Annotated in this window: 21 protein-coding genes, 1 tRNA gene and 2 pseudogenes; 12 read left to right on the top strand and 12 right to left on the bottom strand. The window is 72.9% G+C overall.

Annotated features, from left to right (window positions below):
• Positions 1 to 172: 172 nt before the first annotated feature.
• Together ACQUFX_RS21425 and ACQUFX_RS21420 are read left to right on the top strand one after the other, a co-directional pair.
• Positions 173 to 245: transfer RNA gene (locus ACQUFX_RS21425), tRNA-Arg, on the top strand.
• A 233-nt stretch (positions 246 to 478) separates the two neighbouring features.
• On the top strand, positions 479 to 859 hold the full coding sequence (locus tag ACQUFX_RS21420; protein ID WP_428962107.1) for a VOC family protein: 381 nt from the start codon (positions 479 to 481) through the stop codon (positions 857 to 859).
• Positions 860 to 1,177: 318 nt separating this feature from the next.
• Here the strand turns inward: ACQUFX_RS21420 and ACQUFX_RS21415 are convergent, their stop codons facing one another.
• Positions 1,178 to 2,149 (bottom strand): PaaX family transcriptional regulator, encoded by a 972-nt coding sequence (locus ACQUFX_RS21415; protein ID WP_428962106.1) that lies wholly within the window; start codon positions 2,147 to 2,149, stop codon positions 1,178 to 1,180.
• Between the two features lie 484 nt (positions 2,150 to 2,633).
• Between ACQUFX_RS21415 and ACQUFX_RS21410 the strand changes: the two genes are divergently transcribed.
• Together ACQUFX_RS21410 and ACQUFX_RS21405 are read left to right on the top strand one after the other, a co-directional pair.
• Positions 2,634 to 3,956: an extracellular catalytic domain type 1 short-chain-length polyhydroxyalkanoate depolymerase gene (locus ACQUFX_RS21410; protein WP_428962105.1), complete on the top strand. Its 1,323-nt coding sequence runs from the start codon at positions 2,634 to 2,636 to the stop codon at positions 3,954 to 3,956.
• A 188-nt stretch (positions 3,957 to 4,144) separates the two neighbouring features.
• Positions 4,145 to 4,582, top strand: a complete 438-nt coding sequence (locus ACQUFX_RS21405) for an SRPBCC family protein (protein WP_428962104.1) — start codon at positions 4,145 to 4,147, stop codon at positions 4,580 to 4,582.
• Positions 4,583 to 4,776: 194 nt separating this feature from the next.
• On the opposite strand, the gene ACQUFX_RS21400 is transcribed toward ACQUFX_RS21405, so the two are convergent.
• Both ACQUFX_RS21400 and ACQUFX_RS21395 read right to left on the bottom strand, forming a co-directional pair.
• Positions 4,777 to 5,793, bottom strand: coding sequence for a DUF1996 domain-containing protein (locus ACQUFX_RS21400; protein ID WP_428962103.1), 1,017 nt, complete (start codon positions 5,791 to 5,793; stop codon positions 4,777 to 4,779).
• A 308-nt stretch (positions 5,794 to 6,101) separates the two neighbouring features.
• Positions 6,102 to 7,022: a sulfite exporter TauE/SafE family protein gene (locus ACQUFX_RS21395; RefSeq protein WP_428962102.1), complete on the bottom strand. Its 921-nt coding sequence runs from the start codon at positions 7,020 to 7,022 to the stop codon at positions 6,102 to 6,104.
• Between the two features lie 210 nt (positions 7,023 to 7,232).
• Between ACQUFX_RS21395 and ACQUFX_RS21390 the strand changes: the two genes are divergently transcribed.
• A complete protein-coding gene (locus tag ACQUFX_RS21390) occupies positions 7,233 to 8,210 on the top strand; it encodes a zinc-binding dehydrogenase (protein WP_428962101.1) in 978 nt (325 codons plus the stop codon).
• The gene (locus ACQUFX_RS21385) at positions 8,207 to 9,646 is read left to right on the top strand and encodes an MFS transporter (protein ID WP_428962100.1); all 1,440 of its coding nucleotides are present in this window, start codon (positions 8,207 to 8,209) and stop codon (positions 9,644 to 9,646) included. The genes ACQUFX_RS21390 and ACQUFX_RS21385 overlap by 4 nt, the downstream gene beginning before the upstream one ends.
• A gap of 193 nt (positions 9,647 to 9,839) precedes the next feature.
• On the opposite strand, the gene ACQUFX_RS21380 is transcribed toward ACQUFX_RS21385, so the two are convergent.
• Positions 9,840 to 10,067, bottom strand: coding sequence for a hypothetical protein (locus tag ACQUFX_RS21380; RefSeq protein ID WP_428967154.1), 228 nt, complete (start codon positions 10,065 to 10,067; stop codon positions 9,840 to 9,842).
• Between the two features lie 475 nt (positions 10,068 to 10,542).
• A complete protein-coding gene (locus ACQUFX_RS21375; protein ID WP_428962099.1) occupies positions 10,543 to 11,385 on the bottom strand; it encodes an SDR family NAD(P)-dependent oxidoreductase in 843 nt (280 codons plus the stop codon).
• Positions 11,386 to 11,431: 46 nt separating this feature from the next.
• Between ACQUFX_RS21375 and ACQUFX_RS21370 the strand changes: the two genes are divergently transcribed.
• Both ACQUFX_RS21370 and ACQUFX_RS21365 read left to right on the top strand, forming a co-directional pair.
• Positions 11,432 to 12,088: a TetR/AcrR family transcriptional regulator gene (locus tag ACQUFX_RS21370; RefSeq protein ID WP_428962098.1), complete on the top strand. Its 657-nt coding sequence runs from the start codon at positions 11,432 to 11,434 to the stop codon at positions 12,086 to 12,088.
• Positions 12,089 to 12,141: 53 nt separating this feature from the next.
• The gene (locus tag ACQUFX_RS21365; protein WP_428962097.1) at positions 12,142 to 12,819 is read left to right on the top strand and encodes an NAD-dependent epimerase/dehydratase family protein; all 678 of its coding nucleotides are present in this window, start codon (positions 12,142 to 12,144) and stop codon (positions 12,817 to 12,819) included.
• A gap of 205 nt (positions 12,820 to 13,024) precedes the next feature.
• Here ACQUFX_RS21365 and ACQUFX_RS21360 read toward each other — a convergent pair whose 3' ends face one another.
• The 3 genes and pseudogenes from ACQUFX_RS21360 to ACQUFX_RS21350 form a co-directional block, all read right to left on the bottom strand.
• The gene (locus ACQUFX_RS21360; RefSeq protein ID WP_428962096.1) at positions 13,025 to 13,624 is read right to left on the bottom strand and encodes a ClpP family protease; all 600 of its coding nucleotides are present in this window, start codon (positions 13,622 to 13,624) and stop codon (positions 13,025 to 13,027) included.
• A gap of 142 nt (positions 13,625 to 13,766) precedes the next feature.
• Positions 13,767 to 14,513, bottom strand: a complete 747-nt coding sequence (locus tag ACQUFX_RS21355; RefSeq protein WP_428962095.1) for an SAM-dependent methyltransferase — start codon at positions 14,511 to 14,513, stop codon at positions 13,767 to 13,769.
• Between the two features lie 220 nt (positions 14,514 to 14,733).
• Positions 14,734 to 15,141 (bottom strand): annotated as a pseudogene (locus tag ACQUFX_RS21350) (helix-turn-helix domain-containing protein); the annotation flags it as partial.
• Positions 15,142 to 15,387: 246 nt separating this feature from the next.
• Between ACQUFX_RS21350 and ACQUFX_RS21345 the strand changes: the two are divergent.
• The gene (locus tag ACQUFX_RS21345) at positions 15,388 to 16,410 is read left to right on the top strand and encodes a potassium channel family protein (protein WP_428962094.1); all 1,023 of its coding nucleotides are present in this window, start codon (positions 15,388 to 15,390) and stop codon (positions 16,408 to 16,410) included.
• 54 nt (positions 16,411 to 16,464) lie between these two features.
• On the opposite strand, the gene ACQUFX_RS21340 is transcribed toward ACQUFX_RS21345, so the two are convergent.
• From ACQUFX_RS21340 to ACQUFX_RS21330, 3 genes and pseudogenes are all read right to left on the bottom strand, one after another.
• Positions 16,465 to 17,499 (bottom strand): 2-oxoacid:ferredoxin oxidoreductase subunit beta, encoded by a 1,035-nt coding sequence (locus ACQUFX_RS21340; protein ID WP_428962093.1) that lies wholly within the window; start codon positions 17,497 to 17,499, stop codon positions 16,465 to 16,467.
• Positions 17,492 to 19,438, bottom strand: a pseudogene (locus tag ACQUFX_RS21335) (2-oxoacid:acceptor oxidoreductase subunit alpha); the annotation flags it as partial. The gene ACQUFX_RS21340 and the pseudogene ACQUFX_RS21335, both read right to left, overlap by 8 nt.
• A gap of 258 nt (positions 19,439 to 19,696) precedes the next feature.
• Positions 19,697 to 19,843 carry a hypothetical protein gene (locus ACQUFX_RS21330; protein WP_428962092.1) on the bottom strand — a complete coding sequence of 49 codons (147 nt, stop codon included), beginning with the start codon at positions 19,841 to 19,843 and terminating at the stop codon, positions 19,697 to 19,699.
• A 209-nt stretch (positions 19,844 to 20,052) separates the two neighbouring features.
• Here ACQUFX_RS21330 and ACQUFX_RS21325 point away from each other — a divergent pair, with 209 nt between their 5' ends.
• A complete protein-coding gene (locus tag ACQUFX_RS21325) occupies positions 20,053 to 20,430 on the top strand; it encodes an NADH-quinone oxidoreductase subunit A (RefSeq protein WP_067359361.1) in 378 nt (125 codons plus the stop codon).
• Positions 20,431 to 20,466: 36 nt separating this feature from the next.
• Here the strand turns inward: ACQUFX_RS21325 and folP are convergent, their stop codons facing one another.
• Positions 20,467 to 21,336: a dihydropteroate synthase gene (gene folP / locus ACQUFX_RS21320; protein ID WP_428962091.1), complete on the bottom strand. Its 870-nt coding sequence runs from the start codon at positions 21,334 to 21,336 to the stop codon at positions 20,467 to 20,469.
• 203 nt (positions 21,337 to 21,539) lie between these two features.
• On the opposite strand from folP, the gene ACQUFX_RS21315 reads away from it, so the two are divergent.
• The gene (locus ACQUFX_RS21315) at positions 21,540 to 22,247 is read left to right on the top strand and encodes a DivIVA domain-containing protein (protein ID WP_428962090.1); all 708 of its coding nucleotides are present in this window, start codon (positions 21,540 to 21,542) and stop codon (positions 22,245 to 22,247) included.
• Positions 22,244 to 22,762: an SRPBCC family protein gene (locus ACQUFX_RS21310; protein ID WP_428962089.1), complete on the top strand. Its 519-nt coding sequence runs from the start codon at positions 22,244 to 22,246 to the stop codon at positions 22,760 to 22,762. The genes ACQUFX_RS21315 and ACQUFX_RS21310 overlap by 4 nt, the downstream gene beginning before the upstream one ends.
• The last annotated feature ends 67 nt before the right edge of the window (positions 22,763 to 22,829 follow it).

Genomic DNA, 22,829 nt, shown 5'->3' with positions numbered 1-22,829 from the left:
ACCAACATGGGTCACCACGGCCGACCGGCGGTCGAAAACCGGGGTACGTGTGCTCGAGATGTGGTCCGGGCTGGAAGAACAGAGCCCCGGAAGACGCGGGCGAACCCGGGTCGACGCGGGCCACGCCCTGCCACCCCAGGTGGACCCGCAGGTCGCTAGACTAGGCCCTCGCGCCCCCGTAGCTCAGGGGATAGAGCATCGGTTTCCTAAACCGTGTGTCGCAGGTTCGAATCCTGCCGGGGGCACCTCACAGAACTGCAAACGCGAAATGTGACCGGTCGATCACTTGTCGTGAAGCCGGTTTTGTGTAGAAGTGGGCGACCAAGGATGCCCAGGTCGAGCGGCCGGGGCCATTGCGCGTTGGCTCGATGAGCGGACGTCGAACGCGCCCGGATCACGCGGTATGAGCGGATGGCCGTGGCGAGCGGTGGTCGGATATGGGTCGCGGGGAGCGGCGCGCGGCAATACGGTGTGGCCCATGTCAGCGGTCAAGCAGTTCCAGGTCACCTTCGACTGCGCGGATCCCGTACGCGTCGCCCGGTTCTGGGCCGAGACGCTGGGTTACCAGGCAGAGTACGACGACGAGCAGGGCGGGTGGGCGGCGGCGAAGGATCCTGCGGGCGCGGGGCCGCGGTTGTACTTTCAACGCGTGCCGGAGGGCAAGGTCGTCAAGAACCGGGTGCACCTCGACGTGCGGGTCGGGACCGGGCTGGTCGGCGAAGAGCGCCTGGCCGCACTTGAGGCCGAGTGCGAACGACTGCTACCGCTCGGCGCAGAACGTGTGCGACTCCTGTACGACGGCACCGACTCGTGCATCGTCATGCAGGACGTCGAGGGCAACGAGTTCTGTGTGGACTGAAGGGCCGGGAAAGCTGCCCCGGCTCCGTGTCCGCCGGTCACGATGGGCGCGCCCGGGACCGCCGCGCCGCGGTCGCGGTACGCCATCAACGCTGCCGCCGGACCGAGCACGCCGCTGAGTCGGCTGAAATGCCCCGCTGTGAGGGACAGCAGGCAGGGTCCGCTCCAGAGAAACACGTCCCGGGGGCCCTGGACCTTCCTACCCGAAGAGCCCGGTGAACAACCGGTCGAGGCGTGGCCGGGCCGGCAGGCACCAGTCGTGACCATCGGCGTCAGCGAGGCGGCACCGGGCGCACCGCCCGCTGCCCGGCCCGCCCGACTACCGGTCCGTGCCCTGCTCGGTGGGCGCCAGGGTACCGAGGTCGGCGACCGTGTGGGCGCGGATGTCGACGCGCGCCCCGGCGGCGTACCGCTCGGCGACGGCGCGGACGTGGTCCTGCGCGGGTTCGGCGAGCCCGTCGTACACCGCGACGAAGGCGGCGCGGGCGTCGTGCCGGGGCAGCCCGGCCGGCATCACCTCGGCGGGCAGGAGCGGGTCCAGGGTCGGGAACCGGCGGTACGCGTCCATGACCTCGGTGCGGGCCCGGACGGCCGCCGCGCCAGTGACGTCCCCCGCCCGGACGTGGGGCAGCAGGGCGGTCCAGTGCCGGATGAAGGCGTCGTACTGCCGGGCGAGGGCGGCGGTGTCCCAGGCGTCGATCGGGGCCCGGTTGCCGGCGGCCTCGATGTCCACCTGGCGGGCGCGGAACACGCTGGTGGCGCCGAGCGCGACGGTCGAGAGCACGGCCCGGGACGCCTCGTCCAGCTCGTGCGGGGACACCCACAGCCCGTCGTACAGCGGGGCGTACCCCAGCCAGCGGAGCTGGCCCCGCAGGGCGCGGCGCTCAGCGGTCGCCTCCTGCGGCAGGGAGAACGCGACCAGGGTCCACCAGCCGTCCCAGGACTCCGCCTCGGCGGCGAACCGGGCGATCCGACCGCCGCCGTGGGCGAGATTGTCGGCGGCGGGTCGGGTCAGCCGGTAGGAGCTGTGGCGGCCGTGCCGGCCGCTGTCGAGGACGCCCCGGCGGGCCAGGCGGCTGATGGCGGTCCGGGCGCCGGCGGTGGTGACGCCCGACTCGGCCAGCAGCGCCACCAGGGCGGCGGACGGCAGCCAGGCGCGGGTGCGCAGGGTGTAGTCGGCCAGCAGCGTCACGGCCAGGCTCTGCGGTGAGCTGCCGGCCTGTCTGCGTGGCAGGACGGCGTCGGTCGCGGCGTCCCGGAGGATCTCCTCGATGCTGAACGGGCTGACCACGCGACACTCCGGCGCAGATCGGGGTGGACACCAGTGTCCTGGCCGCCCCGATTATCGCAGCCACCCCACTGTGGACGCCGCCCGCGCCCGTGCCACGGGGGCACCCGGACTGCGGGCGATCCGTGCCACCGGAGCGTCCGGCCCGTGGGCGTGAGGGCAGCGGCAAGTCGCCCCACAGCACCCCGACCCATCGTCATCAATCGATTGACAGTTCTGTGGACCGGGAGAAGAATAACTGCCACACGTCTGGTGCTGCGGGAGCCGGCGACACCGACGGGGACCGCGACCGACCCTTCCCGGGCGAGGGGGACCGGCCGGCGGGCCCCGGCACGGGCACGCCCCGGCCATCTCCGCCGTCGACCGGATGCTCGACGGTGGGGCCGTTCCGGCGTGTCGTTTCCGATCACGGTGCGGTGCCACCTCCGGCGGTCTGCCGGCCGGTGACGCGCGCACCGCCCACGAGGCAGCAGAGGGAGTGAGACGCGTGAAGACCCATCGCCGGCTGCTGGCCGGCTGCGCCGCGTTCGTCGCGGTGATCGGCCTGGCGCAGGTCCTGCCAGGTCTGGCCACACCGGCCGTCGCGGCGTCGCTGGTCGAGGTGACCAGCTTCGGCACCAACCCGGGCGGGATGCGGATGCACATCTACGTGCCCAACGCCCGTCCGGCCAACCCGGCGATCGTGGTGGCCATGCACGGCTGCGGCGGCTCCGGGCCGGGCTTCCACTCCAGCAGCGAGTTCGCCGCGCTGGCCGACCAGTACGGTTTCGTCGTCATCTACCCGACCGCGACCCAGCAGGCCGGGTTCGGCAACTGCTTCGACACCTGGTCCGAGGCGGCCAAGCGGCGCGGCGGCGGCAGCGACCCGGTGTCGATCCTGTCGATGATCAGCTACGTCCAGCGGCAGTACGGCGGAGACCCGAACCGGGTGTACGCCACCGGCAGTTCCTCCGGCGGCATGATGACCAACCAGATGCTCGCCCTGCACCCCGACGTGTTCAAGGCCGGGGCGGCGTTCATGGGGGTGCCGTACAACTGCTTCGCCAACGCGGCCGACTACCCGCCGGGGGCCAGCAGGTGCACCGGCGGAAGCATGGACCGGACCCCGCAGCAGTGGGGTGACGCGGTCCGGCAGGCGTACCCGGGCTTCACCGGCGTCCGGCCCCCGGTGCAGTTGTGGCACGGCACCAACGACACCTTCGTGCCGTACCAACTGTTGCAGGAGACGATCGAGCAGTGGACCGACGTGTTCGGCCTCAGCCAGACACCGACGTCCACGGACACCCCGCGCGCCGGCTGGAACCGCCGTCGGTACGCCGACACCTCGGGCACCGTCCGGGTCGAGGCGTACAGCGTCCAGGGCGCCGGGCACAGCCTGCCGTCCGCCGGCATGGCGGCGTCGGCGATCGCGTTCTTCGGCCTCAACGGCACCCCGCCGACCACACCCCCGGTCACCCCACCCACCACGCCGCCCACCACCCCACCGACCACGCCGCCGACCACCCCACCGGTCACCGGGGCCTGCTCGGCGAGCTACCGGCAGGTCAGCTCGTGGCAGGGCGGCTTCCAGGGTGAGGTCACCGTCCGCGCCGGCACCTCGGCCGTCAACGGCTGGACCGTCGGGCTGACCTTCCCCGGCGGGGTCACCGTCAGCCAACTGTGGAACGGCACGCTCTCCGGCAGCGGCCCCGCCTACACCGTCCGGAACGTCTCCTACAACGGCGCGATCGGCGCGAACGGCTCGACCGTCTTCGGGTTCCTCGCCAGCGGTACCGCCGGCACGCCGACGCTCACCTGCGCCAGCCCGTGACCTGTCCGCCGCCCCGGCGGCGCCGGCGGGACCGCCCCCACAGGGCGGACCCCGCCGGAAGCCGCCGGGGCGGCCACCGGTCGGGCGTAGCCGACCCGCCGGTACGCGGCGGGCCTCGGCGCACCCGGTGTCCCCCGGGGCGGCCTCGACGGACCCGGCCGCCCCGAATCGTGCCTACGATGTGGCACATGTCGATGACGGTCGAACGGCGCGTCCAGGCCGACCGGGGCACCGTGTGGCGGACGATGAGCGACCTCGACCGGTGGGCGGAGATGGTGCCCACGGTGACGGAGATCAGCCGGGTCGACGGCGGCACCGGGCCGGTCACGGTCGGAAGCCGCTTCCGGGTACGCCAGCCGGGGCTGATGCCCGCGACGTACGAGATCACCGACTGGCGTCCGGATGAGGGGTTCACCTGGGTGGCCCGCTCGGCGGGTGTCCGGACCAGGGCGGACCACTGGCTGCGGTCGGACGGGGCCGCCGTGCGGCTGCGGTTGGGCATCGAGTGGACGGGTGCCGGAGCGCGCCTGGTGCGGCTGCTGTACGGCAGTCGCACCAGGCGCTTCCTCAAACAGGAGGCCGCCGCCTTCGCGCGGCTGGCCGAGCGCCCCGCCGGTGAGCGGTAGCGCCGACGGATCGGTCGGGCCGCACCACGGCCCTGCCCGGGGAGCCCGCCGAGGGGCAGGACGGCATCCGGACCAGGTACCGGGCAACCCCGACACGTCATGTCGGGGTTGCCCGACGCCGGCCGGTGGGTGCGGCCTCGTCCGGGATCAGGGGCCGGTCGGTGTGCCCCGGGCCGGCCGCGTGATCCCGACGGTCACTGCTGGATCCACTGCCCGTTGGTGCCGCAGACGTAACCGGCGACGATGCAGTTCTCCACCCGGTACCGCAGTGCCGCCACGTCCCAGGCGTTGAAGAAGTCCCCGTGGAACGTGTATCCGGGGGCGGTGGTGACGTTGGCGCCGTTGCGGGTGCCGGCCAGGGTGAGCCCGCCGCCGGTGACCGGGTACGTGATCAGGAACTCCAGCCTCGGCACCGGCACCGGGTGGCTGGCCGGGCAGGTGCCGCCGAGCCCGCCGAGGCCGAACGCCATGTGGCTCTTGTGGTCGGCGCTGTCCAGGTTCCGCCCGTCCCAGCAGGTCGGGAAGTCGAGGTACGTCTCCAGTTTCGAGCCGGCCGGGCAGGCGAGGAAGTCCCGGCTGGACTGGCTCTGCCCCCGGCAGGACCAGCGGGCCGCCGGGTTCTGGTCGGCGGAGGTGGCCAGCGGGTTGCCCACCACCATCTTGAGCCCCTGCGGGTGCGGCTTGACGTTGAGCCGGTCGGTGATCCCCTGGTAGTAGATGGTGACCGACTCCGGGGCGACCGGCCGGCCGTTCTGGTACAGCGTCGGCACCCAGTACGCGGAGCGGTCCGCCTGCGGGTCGCAGTTCGTCCCGCCGTTGACCAGCGAGGCGAGGTTCGTGTACGCGTTGGTGGTCAGGTTGCCGAAGAACTCGTGCACGTGCGAGGCGCCCGCCTGCCCGGGGCGCACGATCGGGTCGTCGGGGGAGCGGCCCTTGCTCGCGCAGTTGGCCCGGAACTCCGAGCCGCGTACCGGGGCCGCCTGGAGGGCCAGCGCGGCGGCCTCCTGCTCCGGGCTGAGCTCGTACCGGTGGTCGGCGTGGCTGTCGGTGACGGCCGGGCCGCCGGTGGTGGGCCGCGCGTCGGCGGCCCCGCGGTCGGCGACCGTCCCGGCGGCGGCCAGGGTCAGCAGGGCGACGCCGAGCGCGCCGACGCGGCGCAGCCAGTGGTGTCGGGTCGGGCCGGCGACGCTGCGCCGTCCGGTGAGCGGCATGACTCCTCCTCGCCCGGGTGGCGGGGGTGGCCCGGCCGGCCCGGGGTTGACGGGGCGGATTCGTGAGAGCGCTCTCCAGGTCTTGATAAGGGCAAGCAGCGACATCTGTCAATGAAAAGAACCCGAATTCCAGTTACGGCACGAATCCCCCGCCCGCACCCCGCACCGCCGCCCCGCCCCCGCGCACCGGCCCCCGCGCCGGGGCCGCCGCCCGCGCCGGCCGTCCCCCGGGTGGTGCTCCACCGGCGGGAGGCCGGAGACGACGCCGGGGCCGGGGAGAGTCCCCGGCCCCGGCGTCGTCGGTCGGGTCAGGCGGTTGGCGCGGGGACCTCCGCCTTGTCCTGCTCGGCGTGCCCGGCGGCCCGGCGGTCGGCCAGGTGCGCCCGGATCGAGTACGCCAGCGCGGCGGCCCAGACGGCGACGATGACGACGTACGCGATGTACCGGGTGGTGTCCGGCGCGTCGATCCAGTCGCTGCGCAGCAGGGAGCGGCTGTTGGTCAGGATGATGATGCCGCCGACGGCGGAGCCGAGCACCCGGGGCGGGACGTGCCGGACCAGCCAGGCCGCGATCGGCGCGGCGATCACGCCGCCGATGAGCAGCGCGGCGACCCAGCCGAAGTCGATGTTCTCGCTGCCCAGGCCGACCAGGAAGCCGAGGCTGGCGGCGATGGCGATGAGGAACTCGCTGGTGTCGATCGAGCCGATGACCTTGCGGGGTTCGAGGCGACCGCTGGCCAGGATGGCGGGGGTGCCGACCGGGCCCCAGCCGCCGCCCCCGGTGGAGTCGACGAACCCGGCGACCAGGCCGAGCGGGGCGAGGAAGCGCTTGCGCAGCGGCTTGTGCAGGCGGTCGGTGGGCAGGCCGAAGGTGGTGAACCGGATCAGGATGTAGAGGCCGAGGGTCAGCAGGATCAGCGCCATCACCGGCGCGGCGACCTCGGTGGAGAGGCTGGACAGGAAGGTGGCCCCGGCGAACGCGCCGATCGCGCCCGGGATGCCGATCTTGATGACCACCGGCCAGTTGACGTTGCCGAAGCGCCAGTGCGAGACGCCGGAGGCCAGCGTGGTGCCGATCTCGGCGAGGTGCACGGTCGCGGAGGCGGCGGCGGGGTTGGTGCCGATGGCGAGCAGCAGCGTCGTCGACGTGACGCCGTACGCCATGCCGAGGCTGCCGTCGACGAGTTGCGCGCCGAGGCCGACCAGGGCCAGCAGGATGAGTTTCCGCATGGTGGGGGTTCCTCCGGGGGCGGTCCGGGCCGGGGCCGGCGGCGCGGCGCGAGGGGGTGATCGAACTTGGGTTTGCCTACTTAATTAGTCGGGATTATGGGCCAGATAGGTCCGGTCGGGCAACGGGCGATTCACGGAGTGGGACATACACCACTGCGCGTGGAACGGTGGGGTTGACCTCAGCCGGGGTTGAGGGTGTCGGATCGACGTATGCGAGCCATCCAGCTTCACGAGTTCGGTCCGCCCGGCAACCTCGTCCTCGCCGACCTGCCGGACCTGCGGCCCGGCCCCGGCCAGGTACGGATCCGGGTCGAGGCCAGCGGCGTGCACCTGCTCGACACCGGCCTGCGCCGGGGCGAGACCGGCGGCCCGATGCCGCCGCCCCGGCTGCCCACCATCCCCGGCCGCGAGGTCGCCGGGACCGTCGACGAGACCGGGGCCGGGGTCGACCCGACCTGGCGGGGACGGCGGGTCGTCGCCCACCTCGGCATGGTGCCCGGCGGGTACGCGGAACAGGCCGTCACCGCCGTCGACACCCTCTTCGAGGTGCCCGAGCACCTCGGCTTCCCCGAGGCGGTGGCGGCGGTCGGCACCGGGCGTACCGCGCTGGGCGTGATCGAGGCGGAGCCACCGACCGCCGACGACGTCGTCCTCGTCCCCTCGGCGGCCGGCGGCATGGGCTGGTTGCTGACCCAGGCGGCCCGCCGCGCCGGGGCGACGGTGGTGGCCGCCGCCCGGGGCGCGGACCGCGTCGGGCGGCTGCGCGACCTCGGCGCGGACCTGGTCGTCGACTACGGCCGGGCCGACTGGGCCGACCGGATCCGGCAGGAGACCGCCGGGCTGACCCTGGTGTACGACGGGGTCGGCGGCGAGGTCGGCCGGACCGCCCTGGAACTGCTCGCGCCCGGTGGCCGGCTGCTGATGTTCGGCTGGTCCGCCGGCGCGCCCACCCGCTTCGACACCGACGACGTGGTGGCCCGGTCGCTGACGGTCGGCTGGCTCGGACAGCGGATCCGCGCCCTGCCGGGTGGCATCCCCGGCCTCGCCGGCCGGTCCCTGCGGCTCGCCGCCGACGGCTGGTGGCAGCCGCTGGTCAGCACGTACCCGCTGGCCGACGCCGCCACCGCGCACGCCGACCTGGAGAACCGGCGCGCGCTGGGCAAGGTCGTCCTGACGGTCACCCGATGAGGCCCACCGGCGGCCCGACCGGCCCCACCCCGGCCCCACCCACCGCCGGCCCCACCGGCGACCCGGCCCCGGCCGGCACCGATTCCACCGGCGGGGCGGCGGGCAGGGCCGACCCCGGCGCGCAGGCCGGGGGAGCGGGCGCCCGGCTGGTCCGGCCGTTCCGGCGGTCGGGGTACCGGTGGCTCGCCGCCACGCTGGCGTTGAGCACCTTCGGCAACGGGGTGTGGTCGATCGCCCTGGTCTGGGAGGTGATCCGGATCGGCGGCGGCCCGACCGCGCTCTCCGTGGTGGCCGGGGCGGCGGCGGTCGGCCTGGTGGCCTGTTCCCTGCTGGGCGGGGTGGTCGCCGACCGGGTGCCGCAACGGCTGATCCTGCTCGTCGTCGGGGTGGTGCAGACCGGGGCGGCGGGCGGGGCGGCGCTGCTCTCCGCGCTGGACGTGACCCGGGTCTGGCACCTGGTCGCGGTGTCGACGCTGGTCGGGATCGGCAGCGCCTTCTTCTATCCGGCGTACTCGGCGTGGGTGCCGTCCCTGGTCCCCCCGGCGGACCTGCTGGCGGTCAACGGCTTCGAGGGCATGATCCGGCCGACGCTGCGGCAGGCCCTGGGGCCCGGCGCGGCCGGGCTCGCCGTCGGGGCGCTCTCGGAGGGGGCGGCGCTGGGCATCGCCGCCGCCGCGACCGCGCTGACCGTGCTCACCCTGCGGGCGATCCCCGCCACCGCCCCGGCCCGCCCCGACCCGACCGACGGGGAACCGCCCGCGCCGGGGGTCGGCGCGGTCCTCGCCGACCTGCGCGCCGGGTTCCGGTTCCTGGTCCGGACGCCGTGGCTGCTCGCCTCGCTGATCTTCGGCTGCCTGATGGTGCTGGCCATGATGGGCCCGCTCCAGGTGCTCGTCCCGTTCCTGATCAAGGAGCGGATGGGCGGCGGCGCGGCGGAGCACGCCTACGTGATGGCCGCCTTCGGCGTCAGCGGCGCGCTGGCCTCCCTGGCGACGGCGGCCTGCCCGCTGCCCCGCCGCTACCTGACCTTCATGATCATGTTGTGGGGCGCCGGCTGCCTGCCGTTCGTCGTCATCGGCGCGGCACGGCACCTGTGGCAGGTGGTGGCCGCGGCGACGGTCCTCGGGGCGGCCTTCTCCGCCGCCACCGTCCTGTGGGGGACCCTGCTGCAACGCCGGGTGCCGGCGCACATGCTCGGCCGGGTCTCCTCGCTGGACTTCTTCGTCTCGATCAGCCTGTCGCCGGTGTCGATGGCGCTCGCCGGCCCGCTGGCCGAAGCCATCGGGCTCGGCCCGACCTTCGCGGTCGCCGGGATCGCCCCGGTGCTGCTCGCCGTGGTGGTGGTCCTCGGTGCGCGGCTGCCCGCCGACGAGCGCCGCCACCCACTCGACAGCCCGTCCGTAGTTTCCAGCCCAAAAACAACGCCAAGCAGTTGATCTAGGCCCGTACGTACCTGCTGTGATCGCCTTGAAGAGCGGTTCCCGGAAGGGCGCTTCGCGGTTTCCTGCGGTTCCGGTGTGTGGGTTGCGCGAAGTGGGAACGGTTACTCGAACCGGTCGAGGGGGTGGCCCTGAATCCGGGCAGCCAGCTCGGGGCCGGTCGGGTCGAGAACGCGAGCGGGTCGGGGACTCACGATTGCCGGGAGGTCGTCGCCGACGCGCGTTGTGCGTGCTCGGCGAGGGCCTGCTCGACGGCGTCCGGGTACGCCTGGGTTCTGCCGTGGGCCGCGAGCGCGCGGTAGATGCTGGCGGCGCTCGGGTTGCGGCCCTTCCGTTTGCCAGTCGGGATGATCAGGTCGGGGCGGATCTGCTCGACGGTCTCGCCGGCGGCCCATCGGCGCAGGACGGTGTGCAGCATGTCGTCGGTGATGACGGCTGCGCCGCCACGGCTGCCGCCCAGGCCCGCGGTCGACCGCGGTGAGCACGCGCAGGGCCTTGCTCAGCCGGCCGCCCTTGGTGAGCCGGCCGGTGTGGTAGGAGGTCGCGACCACGCCGGAGCGCGACCGGCACGGCGAACCGGGCTGCGCCAGCAGCGCGGGCAGGGGTGCCGCTCGACCGCTGCGGCGTCACGCGAGTCGGATTCACGATTCTCGTCGGCGACCATTTCTGAGATGCTCGCACAAACATTTCTCAGAACCTCACCGTGACGCACTTGCGTGAGAACGAGTTCTGATAACAGAACTGGCTCGAAATCGCGATTTGGGACCGACCCGCGGCCGGACTCTCACAATGGAACCTTTCTGCGAGATACCGCACTCTGAATCTTCCTTCCGCACCATCCTCCTGCGTCCGGGTCGAGGAGCCTTCCTCACGCTGATGGCCAGGATGTGGGACTACCTCTGGGCTGGCAGGCCGACCCGGCGGGCGCTTTCGGCCCACACGGCGTCGATGAGCGCCTGGTCGTTCTGCTGCGGGTTTACCCGGCGCGGGATAGCGCGCTTGGCGTTGTAGTACTCGCCGGACCGCCAGGTGACGCCGGGTGTGCCGTCGATGGCCCAGATGAGGTTGGCGGCGCCTTCGTCGGGTGTGTCCAGCAGCCGTGCCAGCGGGCTCTTGTAGATGAACTTCATCATGGCGTTGCCGGTCTGCTTGCCGAAGTTCGACGCGATGTTGCCCGGGTGCAGCGCGACGGCGCTGATGCCCACGGCGTGGAAGCGGGCGTGCAGGCCCTTGGCGAACAGGATGTTGGCGAGCTTGGAGTCGCCGTACGCCTTCATGGTCTTGTACGTGCGGGCGTGGTCGAGGTCGCCCATGTCGATCTTGCCGAAGGCGTGGGCGCCGATGCTGGAGGTGTTGACGATCGTCGCGTCGCTCTGCTTGAGCACGTCGATGAGCAGGTTGGTGAGCAGGAACCCGGCGTAGTGGTTGACCTGCATGGTGCGTTCGTTGCCGTCGACGGTGACCACGCGCTGGGCGAACACGCCGCCCGCGTTGTTGGCTAGGACGTCGATGCGGTCGGTGCGCTCGCGGACCCAGGCCGCGAGGGCGCGCACGTCGTCGAGCCGCTCGAAGTCGGCTACGAACGACTCCGCGCCCGCCGGGCCGGCGACGGCGGCCAGTTTCTCGGGAGAGCGGCCGACCAGCAGGAGGCGCTCGCCGCGCCGGGCGAGCTGGCGTGCGGCTGTCGCGCCGATGCCGTCGGATGCGCCGGTGATGAGGATGGTGCGCTGGGGCATGACTTCTCCTGGCCGTCGACGTTAAGATGAACTAGCGTTCACGATTATGATGAACCAAGGTTCATCTTCTGACAAGCTTGGAGAGGGCGGTGTGATGGAAAACCAGTCGCGTCCTTTACGCGCCGACGCGGCACGCAACCGGTCGAAGATCATCGCCACGGCGCGGGCGGAGATCGCCGCGCACGGAGCCGGGGTCGGCATGGACGAGATCGCCCAGGCCGCCGGCGTGGCCGTGGGGACCCTCTACCGGCATTTTCCCACCAAGACCGACCTCGTCGCGGCGGTGATGGCGCAGTACGTGGACGCCGCCGCCGATGACTGCGAGGCATCCCTGCGGCGAGCGCGACAGAGGCAGACACGACCGGTCGACGAGGTCGTCGGGTACCTGAACCGGGTGGGCGAGTCATCGGCGGACCACTTCGCCGTGAAGGCCGCCGCACGCAACCTCGGAGTCGACCCGCACGGCGACACGACCGCCGAGACACGCATCAGGGCCGCGCTCGCCGCGCTGATCGCCCTGGGACAGGCAGCGGGAGACATCCGCGAGGACGTGACCGTCGACGACGTGTTCCTGCTCCTGACCACGTTGCCGATCGACCGGCCCGCCGAGACCCGCCGCCGCTGGATCGACCTGGTTTTACCCGGCATCACCACGGCGGCGACACTCCAACGCGGCGTCGCGGGCGGCAGCGACAACCCCTGAACGACAGGCGTCACCACCATCGGCACAGGAGCCGGAGAATGAGGAGTAGACGCATGCGTATCATCGTCTTCGGCGCCACCGGCATGGTGGGCCAGGGAGTGCTGGAAGCCTGCCTGCGCGACGCTGCGGTCGCCGAGGTTCTGGTCATCGGCCGCTCACCGACCGGGCGCACCCACCCCAAGCTCCGCGAGGTCCTCCACGACGACTTCACCGACTTTTCGCCCATCCAGGACCAGTTGGCCGGATACGACGCCTGCTTCTTCTGTCTCGGCGTCTCCGCGCTGGGCATGAGCGAGCAGGCGTACCGCGCGATCACCGTCGACTTCACCATGGCCGCCGCCCGGGCGGTGCTGGCCGCCAACCCTGACCTGGCCTTCTGCTACGTCTCCGGCGCGGGCACCGACGGCACCGGCAAGACCCGCATGATGTGGGCACGCGTGAAGGGCGAGGTCGAGAACGCCCTGCTGGCGCTGTCACCACGGGCCTTCATGTTCCGGCCGGCCTTCATCCTCCCGCTGCCGGGCGGCAAGGCGAAGACCACGTCCTACGTGCTGCTGTACCGGGTCGTCACACCGCTGTACCCGGCACTTCGCCGACTCGCGCCACGGTACGTCACCACCAGCCTGCTTCTCGGGCAAGCCATGATCCAGTCCGCCCGTGGCGGGGGTCCTCGCCGGGTCTTGGAGACCGCCGACATCAACGACCTGGCCGAGGCAGGGCACGCGCTCTGATCTCGGACCGTCAGCCCCACCCGCAGACGCGGTCGTACCCGGTCAGCCCACCGCCGAGACCTTCGAGTCCTCGGCCGGCCGCAGCGGCCGGTAGGAACTACGGACCGGCCTCGACGGGTGATCCGGCACCGGCGAGGGCCGGGGGAGCCGACCGGCCGGCAACCGGGGCCATTGCCGGCACCCCGCCGACCGGCGGGCCGGGCGGTCACCGCCCGGCGAGCTGCTCGGCGTGCGCGATCACCTGGTCGATCAGGCCGTACTCGCGGGCCTGCTCGGCGGTGAACCAGCGGTCCCGGTTCCAGTCCCGCTCGATCTCCTCGACGTCGCGACCGCTGTGCTCGGCGATCAGCCGCTGCATCGTCCGCTTCACCTGGAGCATGTTCTCGGCCTGGATGGTGATGTCGGCGACCGTGCCGCCGAAGCCGCCGGAGGGCTGGTGCATCAGGATCCGCGAGTGCGGCAGCGCGTACCGCTTGCCGGCCGTCCCCGCGCAGAGCAGGAACTGCCCCATCGACCCGGCCAGGCCGAGGGCGAGCGTGGCGACGTCGTTGCGGACGTACCGCATGGTGTCGTAGACGGCCATGCCGGCGCTGATCGAGCCGCCCGGCGAGTTGATGTAGAGGACGATGTCCCGCTCGGCGTCCTCGGCGGCGAGCAGCAGCATCTGGGCGCAGATCCGGTTCGCCGACTCGTCCGTGACCTCGGTGCCGAGAAAGATGATCCGTTCCCGCAGCAGCCGCTGGAACACCTGGTCACCGAAGGACGGCTGCCCGCCGTCCAGCATCCGCACGTCGTACCCGGTCATGCTGGGCCTCCTTCCACCGTGCCGGTGGGCGGGCCGCCCGGGGTGCCGGCCCCACCAGCGTGCGACCGGCGCGGACCCGGCGACGAGGGTTTCTGCCGGGGGCAGATCTGCCCCCGGCAGAACCGGGCCGGAGCCCGCCGCGTCAGCGGCCCATCAGGGCGAACACCCCCCAACCGAGGTGTTCACGCTGGTACCGGGTGTAGCGGACGGGATCGGTGCGCAGCTCGGCCCGTACCTCGGCGGCCAGCTCGTCGTCGGGGTTCCCGTCGAGCCAGCGGCGGAGATTGAGCCACTGTGCCGCCTGGTACCGGTCCCAACTGTCCTGATCGGCCAGCATCATCTCCACGACTTCGTACCCCAGGTCGCCGAAGCGCGCGACCAGATCGGGCAGCACCAGGAAGTCGTCCGCGTCGCCGGCGAGGCAGGCCCGGGCGGTCTCCCGGTCCGGCACCTGCTGACGCCAGTACGGCTCGCCGACCAGCATCAGGCCGCCGGGGCGGAGACTGCCGGCCAGCAGGTCGACGGTGCCGGCCACGCCGCCGCCGATCCAGGTGGCGCCGACGCAGGCGGCGAGGTCGACCGGCTCGTCCGCGACGTACCCGGCGGCGTCGCCGTGCACGAAGGTGACCCGGTCGGCGACGCCGAGTTCGGCGGCGCGGGCGCGGGCCTGCGCGGTGAACACCGTGCTGATGTCCACCCCGGTCCCGGTGATCCGGTGGTCCCGGGCCCAGGTGCACAGCATCTCGCCCGACCCGCTGGCCAGGTCGAGCACCCGCGTCCCGGGGGCCAGGTGCAGCGCCCGGCCCAGGGCGGCGAGCTTGTCAGGGGTGAACGGGTTGTGGATGCGGTGGCTACTCTCGCGGATGGTGAAGATGCGTGGAAGATCCACGGAAGGTGCTCCTCGGGTCTGCTGCGGTCAGGGCGCGGGGGAGGGACAGCCGACCGGAGTCGGCCGCCGTGGCTCGGACCGTCATCAACACACCTCGCTCAGCACGGACGCCACCAGAACAGTTGCAACGTAGCCCTCCCGGGGCGGCGCCGCCACCGGTTTCGGGCCCCTGCCGCACCCCGAGCGGACCCGCGCCCCCGGCCTAGACCAGCACCAGCGGCCGTCGGCCCACGCCGGCCCGACCACAGTGCGACAACCCGGGGGTACGCGGACCGAGCCGGACCGACCCGCCGGCCCCGTCGCCCCGACCGGCCGGGGCCCGCTCCAGGCGGGCCAGGCCCACCCGGACGACCTCGGGGTGAACGGTCGTGCGGGGCCCGACCGGCACCCGCGGCTCCACCCGGCGCAGGTCGTCGCGGGCCTCCTCCAGCAGGTCCGACAGGTGGATGCCCAGCGCCCGGCAGACCGCCGCCAGCACCTCGGAGGAGGCCTCCTTGCGCCCGCGCTCCACCTCGGAGAGGTACGGCACGGAGACCCCGGCGGCCCCGGCCACCTCACGCAGGGTGCGCCCCTGCCGCCGCCGGAGCCGACGCAACACGTCACCGATCACCCGTCGCAGCAACGACATGTGGCCCTCACCTTCACCGGTCGTCAACGGGACAGCCCCATCATGCCGGCTGCACGCCGTTCCCGTTGTCCCGCGACCCGCCGGCCGTCACGCTGCGTCGTGAACCCCCGGCGCGTCCGCCGCGTCCCGACCGGCGCGCCCGTCCGACGGGCGGCGCGGGTCCGGACCGTGAACCTCGCCGTGCGGAGATCGCACCAACCGCTATGTTGTGCACGTGCACGTGACCGCAGTGGCCCAGGCCCGAGGGTGATCCACTTCCCGGCGCAGCGGCGTGGCCCGCTCAGCGCCCTCAGCCTGCGACTGGCCGCCGCCGTCGGCCTGGTCTTCGCCGTCGTCGCCGTGGTCTACCTCGACCGGGACGGCTACCGGGACGTCAACGGGGACGGCATCACCCTCCTCGACTCCTTCTACTACGCGGTGGTGTCGCTCTCCACCACCGGGTACGGCGACATCGCCCCGGCCAGCGACTCGGCGCGGCTGACGAACATCCTCTTCGTGACCCCGGCCCGGGTACTCTTCCTGATCATCCTGGTCGGCACCACGCTCGAGGTGCTGACCGAGCAGTACCGGACCGGCCGCCGACTGTCCCGCTGGGGGAGAAACGTGAAGGACCACGTCATCATCTGCGGCTACGGCACGAAGGGACGCAGCGCGGTCTCGGCCCTGCTGGAGAACGGCATGGACAAGTCCCGGATCGTGGTGGTCGAGCGCAGCGGGCCCGCCCTGCGCCAGGCCACCTCCGCCGGGCTGGTCGCCATCGAGGGCTCGGCGACCCGCTCGGCGACCCTCAACGAGGCGCACGTCCGCAGCGCCAAGGCGGTGATCATCGCCACCGACAGCGACGACGCGTCGGTCCTGGTGGCGCTGACCGTCCGCCAGTTGACCGCCGGTCAGGTACGGATCATCGCGGCGGCCCGGGAGGCCGAGAACGCCCCGCTGCTCAAGCAGAGCGGCGCGCACCACGTGATCGTCTCCTCGGCGACCGCGGGCCGCCTGCTCGGCCTCTCCACCTCCGCGCCGCCGCTGATCGACGTGGTCGAGGACCTGCTCACCCCCGGCCAGGGGATGGCCCTGGCCATGCGCTCCGCCGAGCGCCAGGAGGTGGGCCGCTCCCCGCGCGAGCTGGAGTGCCTGGTCATCGCCCTGGTGCGGCGCGGCAAGGTGGTCACCCTGGCCGACCGGGCCGGCGCGGTCATCGAGACCGGCGACATGCTGGTGTACGTGCGCGACGACCGCTCCCAGCCCGCCAGCGCCTCTCCTGACCGGTGACGACGGTGGCCGCCCCGCTCGGGACGGCCACCGTGTCGTTCAGGCGCTGACGGGTCAGACGATCGTCCAGGTGTCACCGCTGGCGAGCAGGCCGGCGAGCTGCTGCTCGGGCGTCTCGGTCTGCGCCGCCGTGGCGTCGGCCACCTGCTGCTGCACCACGCTGTCGTAGGTGGGCCGGCGGACCGAGCGGAACACCCCGATCGGGGTGTTGCGCAGGTCCAGGCCGGGCAGCCGGGACAGCGCGAAGGCGTACGCCGGGTCGGTGACGCCCGCGTCGTGCACCACGATCTGCTCGGCCGGGGTCTCCGCCGTCGGGCGGACCTCCAGGCCGAACCCGCCCGGCGGGTGGACGACGCAGAACTCCCCGTCCTTGCCGAAGGTGATCGGCTGCCCGTGCTCCAGCCGGATCAGGTAATCGTCCCGGACACCCGGGTCCTTGAGCTGCTCGAACGCGCCGTCGTTGAAGATGTTGCAGTTCTGGTAGATCTCCACGAACGCCGAACCCTCGTGCTCGGCCGCCGCGCGCAGCACCGACTGGAGGTGCTTGCGGTCGGAGTCGATGGTCCGGCCGACGAAGGACGCCTCCGCGCCGAGCGCCAGCGAGATCGGGTTGAACGGGGCGTCCGCCGACCCGGCCGGGGTCGACTTGGTGATCTTGCCGACCTCGGAGGTGGGCGAGTACTGCCCCTTGGTCAGGCCGTAGATCCGGTTGTTGAAGAGCAGGATCTTCAGGTTGACGTTGCGGCGCAGCGCGTGGATGAGGTGGTTGCCGCCGATCGACAGCGCGTCGCCGTCCCCGGTGACCACCCAGACCGACAGGTCCGGCCGGGACACCGACAGGCCGCTGGCGATCGCCGGGGCACGGCCGTGGATCGAGTGCATCCCGTACGTGTTCATGTAGTACGGGAACCGCGACGAGCAGCCGATGCCGGAGACGAAGACGATCCGCTCCCGGGGGATGTTCAGCTCCGGCATGAACTGCTGCACGGCGGCCAGGATCGCGTAGTCACCGCAGCCGGGGCACCAGCGCACCTCCTGGTCGGACTTGAAGTCCTTCGCGGTGAGCTTGAGGGCGACGGGCTCAGACATTCTTCAGGACCTCTTCCAGCGTCGTCTCCAGCTCGGCGGCCGTGAACGGCAGACCCCGGACCTGGTTGTAGCCGATCGCGTCGACCAGGTACGTGGCCCGGATCACGTGGGCGAGCTGGCCGAGGTTCATCTCGGGGATGACCACCCGGTCGTAGGAGCGCAGCACCTGACCGAGGTTGGCCGGCATCGGGGCCAGGTGCCGCAGGTGCGCCTGGGCGATGGACAGGCCGCGCTGGCGCAGCGCCCGGCAGGCGGCGCCGATCGGCCCGTACGTCGAACCCCAGCCGAGCACCAGCACCCGGGCGTCACCGTCCGGGTCCTCCACCTCGACGTCCGGCACCGGGATCGTCTCGATCCGGGCCGCCCGGGTCCGCACCATGAAGTCGTGGTTCGCCGGGTCGTACGAGATGTCACCGGTCTTGTCGGCCTTCTCCAGGCCGCCGATGCGGTGCTCCAGCCCCGGGGTGCCCGGGATGGCCCACGGCCGGGCCAGCGTCACCTGGTCCCGCAGGTACGGCAGGAACGCGCCGTTGTCGCCGTTGGGCTCGGTGGCGAACTCGACCCGCAGGTCGGGCAGGGACTCCACGTCGGGCAGCAGCCACGGCTCGGAGCCGTTGGCGACGTAGTTGTCCGACAGCAGGATCACCGGCGTGCGGTAGGTCAGCGCGATCCGGGCCGCCTCCAGGGCGGCGTGGAAGCAGTCCGCCGGGGACTTCGGGGCGACCACCGCGACCGGGGCCTCGCCGTGCCGGCCGAACAGGGCCATGTTCAGGTCGGCCTGCTCGGTCTTGGTCGGCATGCCGGTGGACGGCCCGGCCCGCTGCACGTCGACGATGACCAGCGGCAGCTCCAGCGCCACGGCCAAGGAGATGGTCTCGCCCTTGAGCGCCACGCCGGGGCCGCTGGTGGTGGTGATGCCGAGGGCGCCGCCGTACGACGCGCCGAGCGCCGCGCCCACCGCCGCGATCTCGTCCTCGGCCTGCATGGTGGTCACGCCGAACCGCTTGTGCTTGCTCAGCTCGTGCAGGATGTCCGAGGCCGGGGTGATCGGGTACGCGCCCAGGAAGACCGGCAGCCCGGAGCGGACCCCGGCGGCCACCAGGCCCAGCGAGAGCGCCGCGTTGCCGGTGATGTTCCGGTACGTCCCGGGCTGCATCCGCGCCGGCTTGACCTCGTACCGGACGGCGAAGTCCTCGGTCGTCTCGCCGAAGTTCCAGCCGGCCCGGAAGGCCGCGATGTTCGCCGCGACCAGCTCCGGACGCTTGGCGAACTTGCGCTCCAGGAACCGGATCGTCGACTCGTACGGCCGCGAGTACATCCACGACAGCAGGCCGAGGGCGAACATGTTCTTGGCCCGCTCGGCGTCCTTCTTGGAGACCGCGAGCTCGGCCAGCGCGCCGACCGTCATCGAGGTCAGCGCCACCGGGTGCACCGCGTACCCGTCGAGCGAGTCGTCGTCCAGCGGGCTGGTGGCGTACCCGACCTTGGCCAGGTTGCGCTTGGTGAACTCGTCGGTGTTGACGATGATGTCCGCGCCCCGGGGCAGGTCCACCAGGTTGGCCTTGAGCGCCGCCGGGTTCATCGCGACCAGCACGTTCGGGCCGCGATTGGTGAACTCGTCGGTGTTGACGATGATGTCCGCGCCCCGGGGCAGGTCCACCAGGTTGGCCTTGAGCGCCGCCGGGTTCATCGCGACCAGCACGTTCGGCGAGTCACCGGGGGTCAGGATGTCGTAGTCGGCGAAGTGCACCTGGAAGCTGGACACGCCCGGCAGGGTGCCGGCGGGGGCCCGGATCTCGGCGGGGAAGTTGGGCAGCGTCGAGATGTCGTTGCCGAGCTGCGCCGTCTCCGAGGTGAACCGGTCACCGGTGAGCTGCATGCCGTCGCCGGAGTCCCCGGCGAACCGGATGACCACCCGGTCGAGCTGACGGATCTGCTTGCTCACGCCTGCACCTCGCTTCGCTGCGCGCGGTCCCCCGGGCGGCTGAACATGATGGTGACCTCGCCTTGCCCGGTCACGTGACCTCCTCGACGACCCGCTGCGCCGGGTGCCCGTGGCTGGGCCCGGCCCCGCTGTTACCTCTCCCGAGAAGCGTACGTCCCGCAACGCGCCCGGTAACCGTGGAGGTCCGACGACTGGGAACGGAAAACGAGAGTTTTACCGCTGTTATGCCTTGTTCGGGGTCGCGAGGGTAATTCAGATCACCGCTGCGGGGGCCGGGTCACCCGCCGGGGTGACCGCACGGCCCCGGGCCGTCGGGCTCCGGGAGGCGACGGCGACCCCGGTGCCGTGGGACGCCGCCGTCGCCTCGTCCGGTTCCAGCGCCACGGTCGACAGCGGCACCGCCGCCGGCGTCGCCGGCGACCCGGTGCGCTCCGGCGGCCGGGGACCGCCTGCGGAGGCGAGCCTCCGAGGGGGTCCGGCGACCTCCGGGACCGCAGGATGGAGACTCATTATTCGGTACCGATCGCCGTTGAACAGCGGTCCCGTCGGAAACAAATGCGTAACGTGTTCGGGACGGCTGCGCTGCGCGCCCGGTAGGCTGACCCACCGTGACCGGCTACCTCGGCTCGTACGCCACGCTGGGCTTGCTCCTGCTCGCGAGCGTCCTGTTCTTCCTCGTGGCGTTCGGGGCCAACCGGCTGCTGCGGCCGGCCCGCCCGGCCGACCCCGTGAGCAAGCGGACCACCTACGAGTGCGGCCTCGACCCGGTCGGCGGCGACTGGGCGCAGATGAAGATCCGGTACTTCGTCTACGCGTACCTCTACCTGCTCTTCGCGGTGGAGGCGGTCTTCCTGTTCCCCTGGGCGGTGATCTTCGCCCGGCCCGGCTTCGGCCTGGTCACCGTGGCCGAGATGGCGGTCTTCGTCGCGGTCCTGGCGCTGGGCATCCTCTACGCCTGGCGGAAGAACATCCTCCGCTGGAGCTGACCCGTCCGACGCGGCCCCCGTCGGGGAGCTGACCCGTCAGGCCAGGCCGCGACGGGTCCGGGCGGGCGGCCGGTCGCCCCGGACCGAGGCCACCATGTCCAGCACCCGCCGGGTGGGCAGCACCTGGTGCGCCCGGAACACCCGGGCCCCCAGCCAGGCCGAGACGGCGGTCGCGGCCAACGTCCCCTCCAGCCGCTCCGGCACCGGCAGGTCCAGCGTCTCGCCGACGAAGTCCTTGTTGGAGAGCGCCACCAGCAGCGGCCACCCGGTGGCGGTCAGCTCGTCCAGCCGACGGGTGATCTCCAGACTGTGGCGGGTGTTCTTGCCGAAGTCGTGCGCCGGGTCGATGAGGATGCCGTCGTGGCGTACCCCCAGGGCGACCGCGCGCTCGGCGAGCCCGGTCACCGTCGTGACCACGTCGGCCACCACGTCGCCGAACGCGGCCCGGTGCGGCCGGGTCCGGGGGGTGAGCCCACCGGCGTGCGAGCAGACCAGCCCGGCCCCGGTCTCGGCGGCCACCCGGGCCAGCGCCGGATCGGCCCCGGACCAGGTGTCGTTGAGCAGGTCGGCCCCGGCGGCGACGGCCTCCACCGCGACCTCGGCCCGCCACGTGTCGATGGAGATCACCACGTCGGGGAAGGCGGCCCGGACGGCGGCGATGGTCGCCACGGTCCGGCGGATCTCCTCGGCCACGTCCACCTCGACCCCGGGGCCGGCCTTCACCCCGCCGATGTCGATGATCTCCGCGCCCTCGGCCACCGCCCGCTCCACCGCGCGCAGCGCGCTGTCCGCCGCGTAGGTGGCCCCCCGGTCGAAGAACGAGTCCGGGGTGCGGTTGACGATCGCCATCACCACCAGCTCACCGGGGGCGAAGGTCCGCCCACCCAGCCGGAGCGCCTCGGCCATGCCCGCCTCCTGATCCTGGTCGACCCGATCCCGGCAGCCCGGTCCGCTGTCGGCAGTGGGCTGCCCTGCCGGCCCGCCGCGCCGCCGGTCGGTGCCGACGCTAGCCGGTGTGGCACCGGTGCCGGGCACCGGTCCGCGTACTGATCTGGATCCATAGGGTGGCAGGGCTCGCTCCGGGCCGGTCGGCATGCCACGATCTGTCCATGGGTCAGGTTCTCCTGCTGTTGGTCGTGGCGTTGACCGTCGGCGCGGTGGTGTTCGGGGTGACGGTCGTGGTCACCGGTCGGGATCCCGGTCTGGTGCCGGTCGAGCCGGACGGGCGGGCCGTGCCGCTGCCCGGCGGCCGTCCGTTGCGGGAGTCCGACGTGGGGGCGGTCCGCTTCGACACCGCGCCGCGTGGGTACCGGATGGACCAGGTCGACCAGGCGCTGCGCCGGGCGGCCTACGACGTCGGCTACAAGTCCGAACTGATCGAGGTGCTGGCGGCCGAGGTCGCCGCGCTGCGCGACGGGCGGGCCGACGAGGCGGAGGCGCTGCGCCGGACCCGGGAGCAGGCGGTCGCCGGCGCGGCCGGCCCCCGTCCGGCCGGCCCCGACCTGCCCCCCGGCTCGGCGCTGGCCGGCGGCCCGGCGGTGCCCGATGCGGCCGGGGAGCCGGCGCTGTCCGGTGCGGCCGGCGAGCCGGCGGTGACCGGCGTGGCCGGCGAGCCGGCCCGGGCCGCCGCCGACGAGCCGACCACCGTCGAGGTGCCGCCCCGCACCGCCCTCACGCCGGAGCCGGCGGGCAGGTCGGAGTCGGCCATCCCGGCGGAGCCGACCGCCCCGGCGGCGGCCGACAGCCTGCCGGCCTCGGAGACCCGGCCCGCGACCGACGCCCGCTCGGAGCCGGTCGGCCGGTCGGAGCCGGCGTGACCCCGGGGGCGGGCGACGGCTCCCCGGGCGCGGACGGCGCGGGCTTCCGCGAGGCGGCCCGCCCCGGTTCCGGCGAGGTCACCGCGACGGTGATCGTCGACGCCCCGGCGGAACGGGTCTTCGCGGCCTTCACCGCCTGGGAACGACAGTCCGAGTGGATCCCCTTCACCCGGGTACGGATCGTCGAGGGTGACGGCGGCGAGGGCAGCCTGATCGAGGCGGTCACCGCCCTCGGCCCGGCCGCGCTGCGCGACGAGATGCGGGTGGTCCGGGTCGACGCCCCGTACGAGGTGAGCGTGGTGCACTGCGGCAAGCTGCTGCGCGGCCCCGGGGTGCTCCGCTGCACCCCGCTCGCCGAGGGCCGTACCCAGGTCGTCTGGCACGAGTGGTTCCACCTGCCGGGCGGTACGGCGGGCCGGGTCGCCTGGCCGGTGGTCTGGCCCGGCTCCAAGTTCAGCCTGACCCAGGCGCTGCGCAAGTTCGGCCGGCTGGTGGAGCAGGGCCGGCTGCCCTGACCCTGCGACCCGGGTCGCACCCCGGCCCCACGGACGGCGGGGACGTCGGTGGGGTGGCCTAGCGTGG

Source organism: Micromonospora fluostatini (assembly GCF_050410825.1).
GTDB classification, from domain to species: domain Bacteria; phylum Actinomycetota; class Actinomycetes; order Mycobacteriales; family Micromonosporaceae; genus Micromonospora; species Micromonospora rosaria.
The sequence above is the reverse complement of the archived record's forward strand: the minus strand, read 5'-3'. Positions and strand labels throughout refer to the sequence as shown.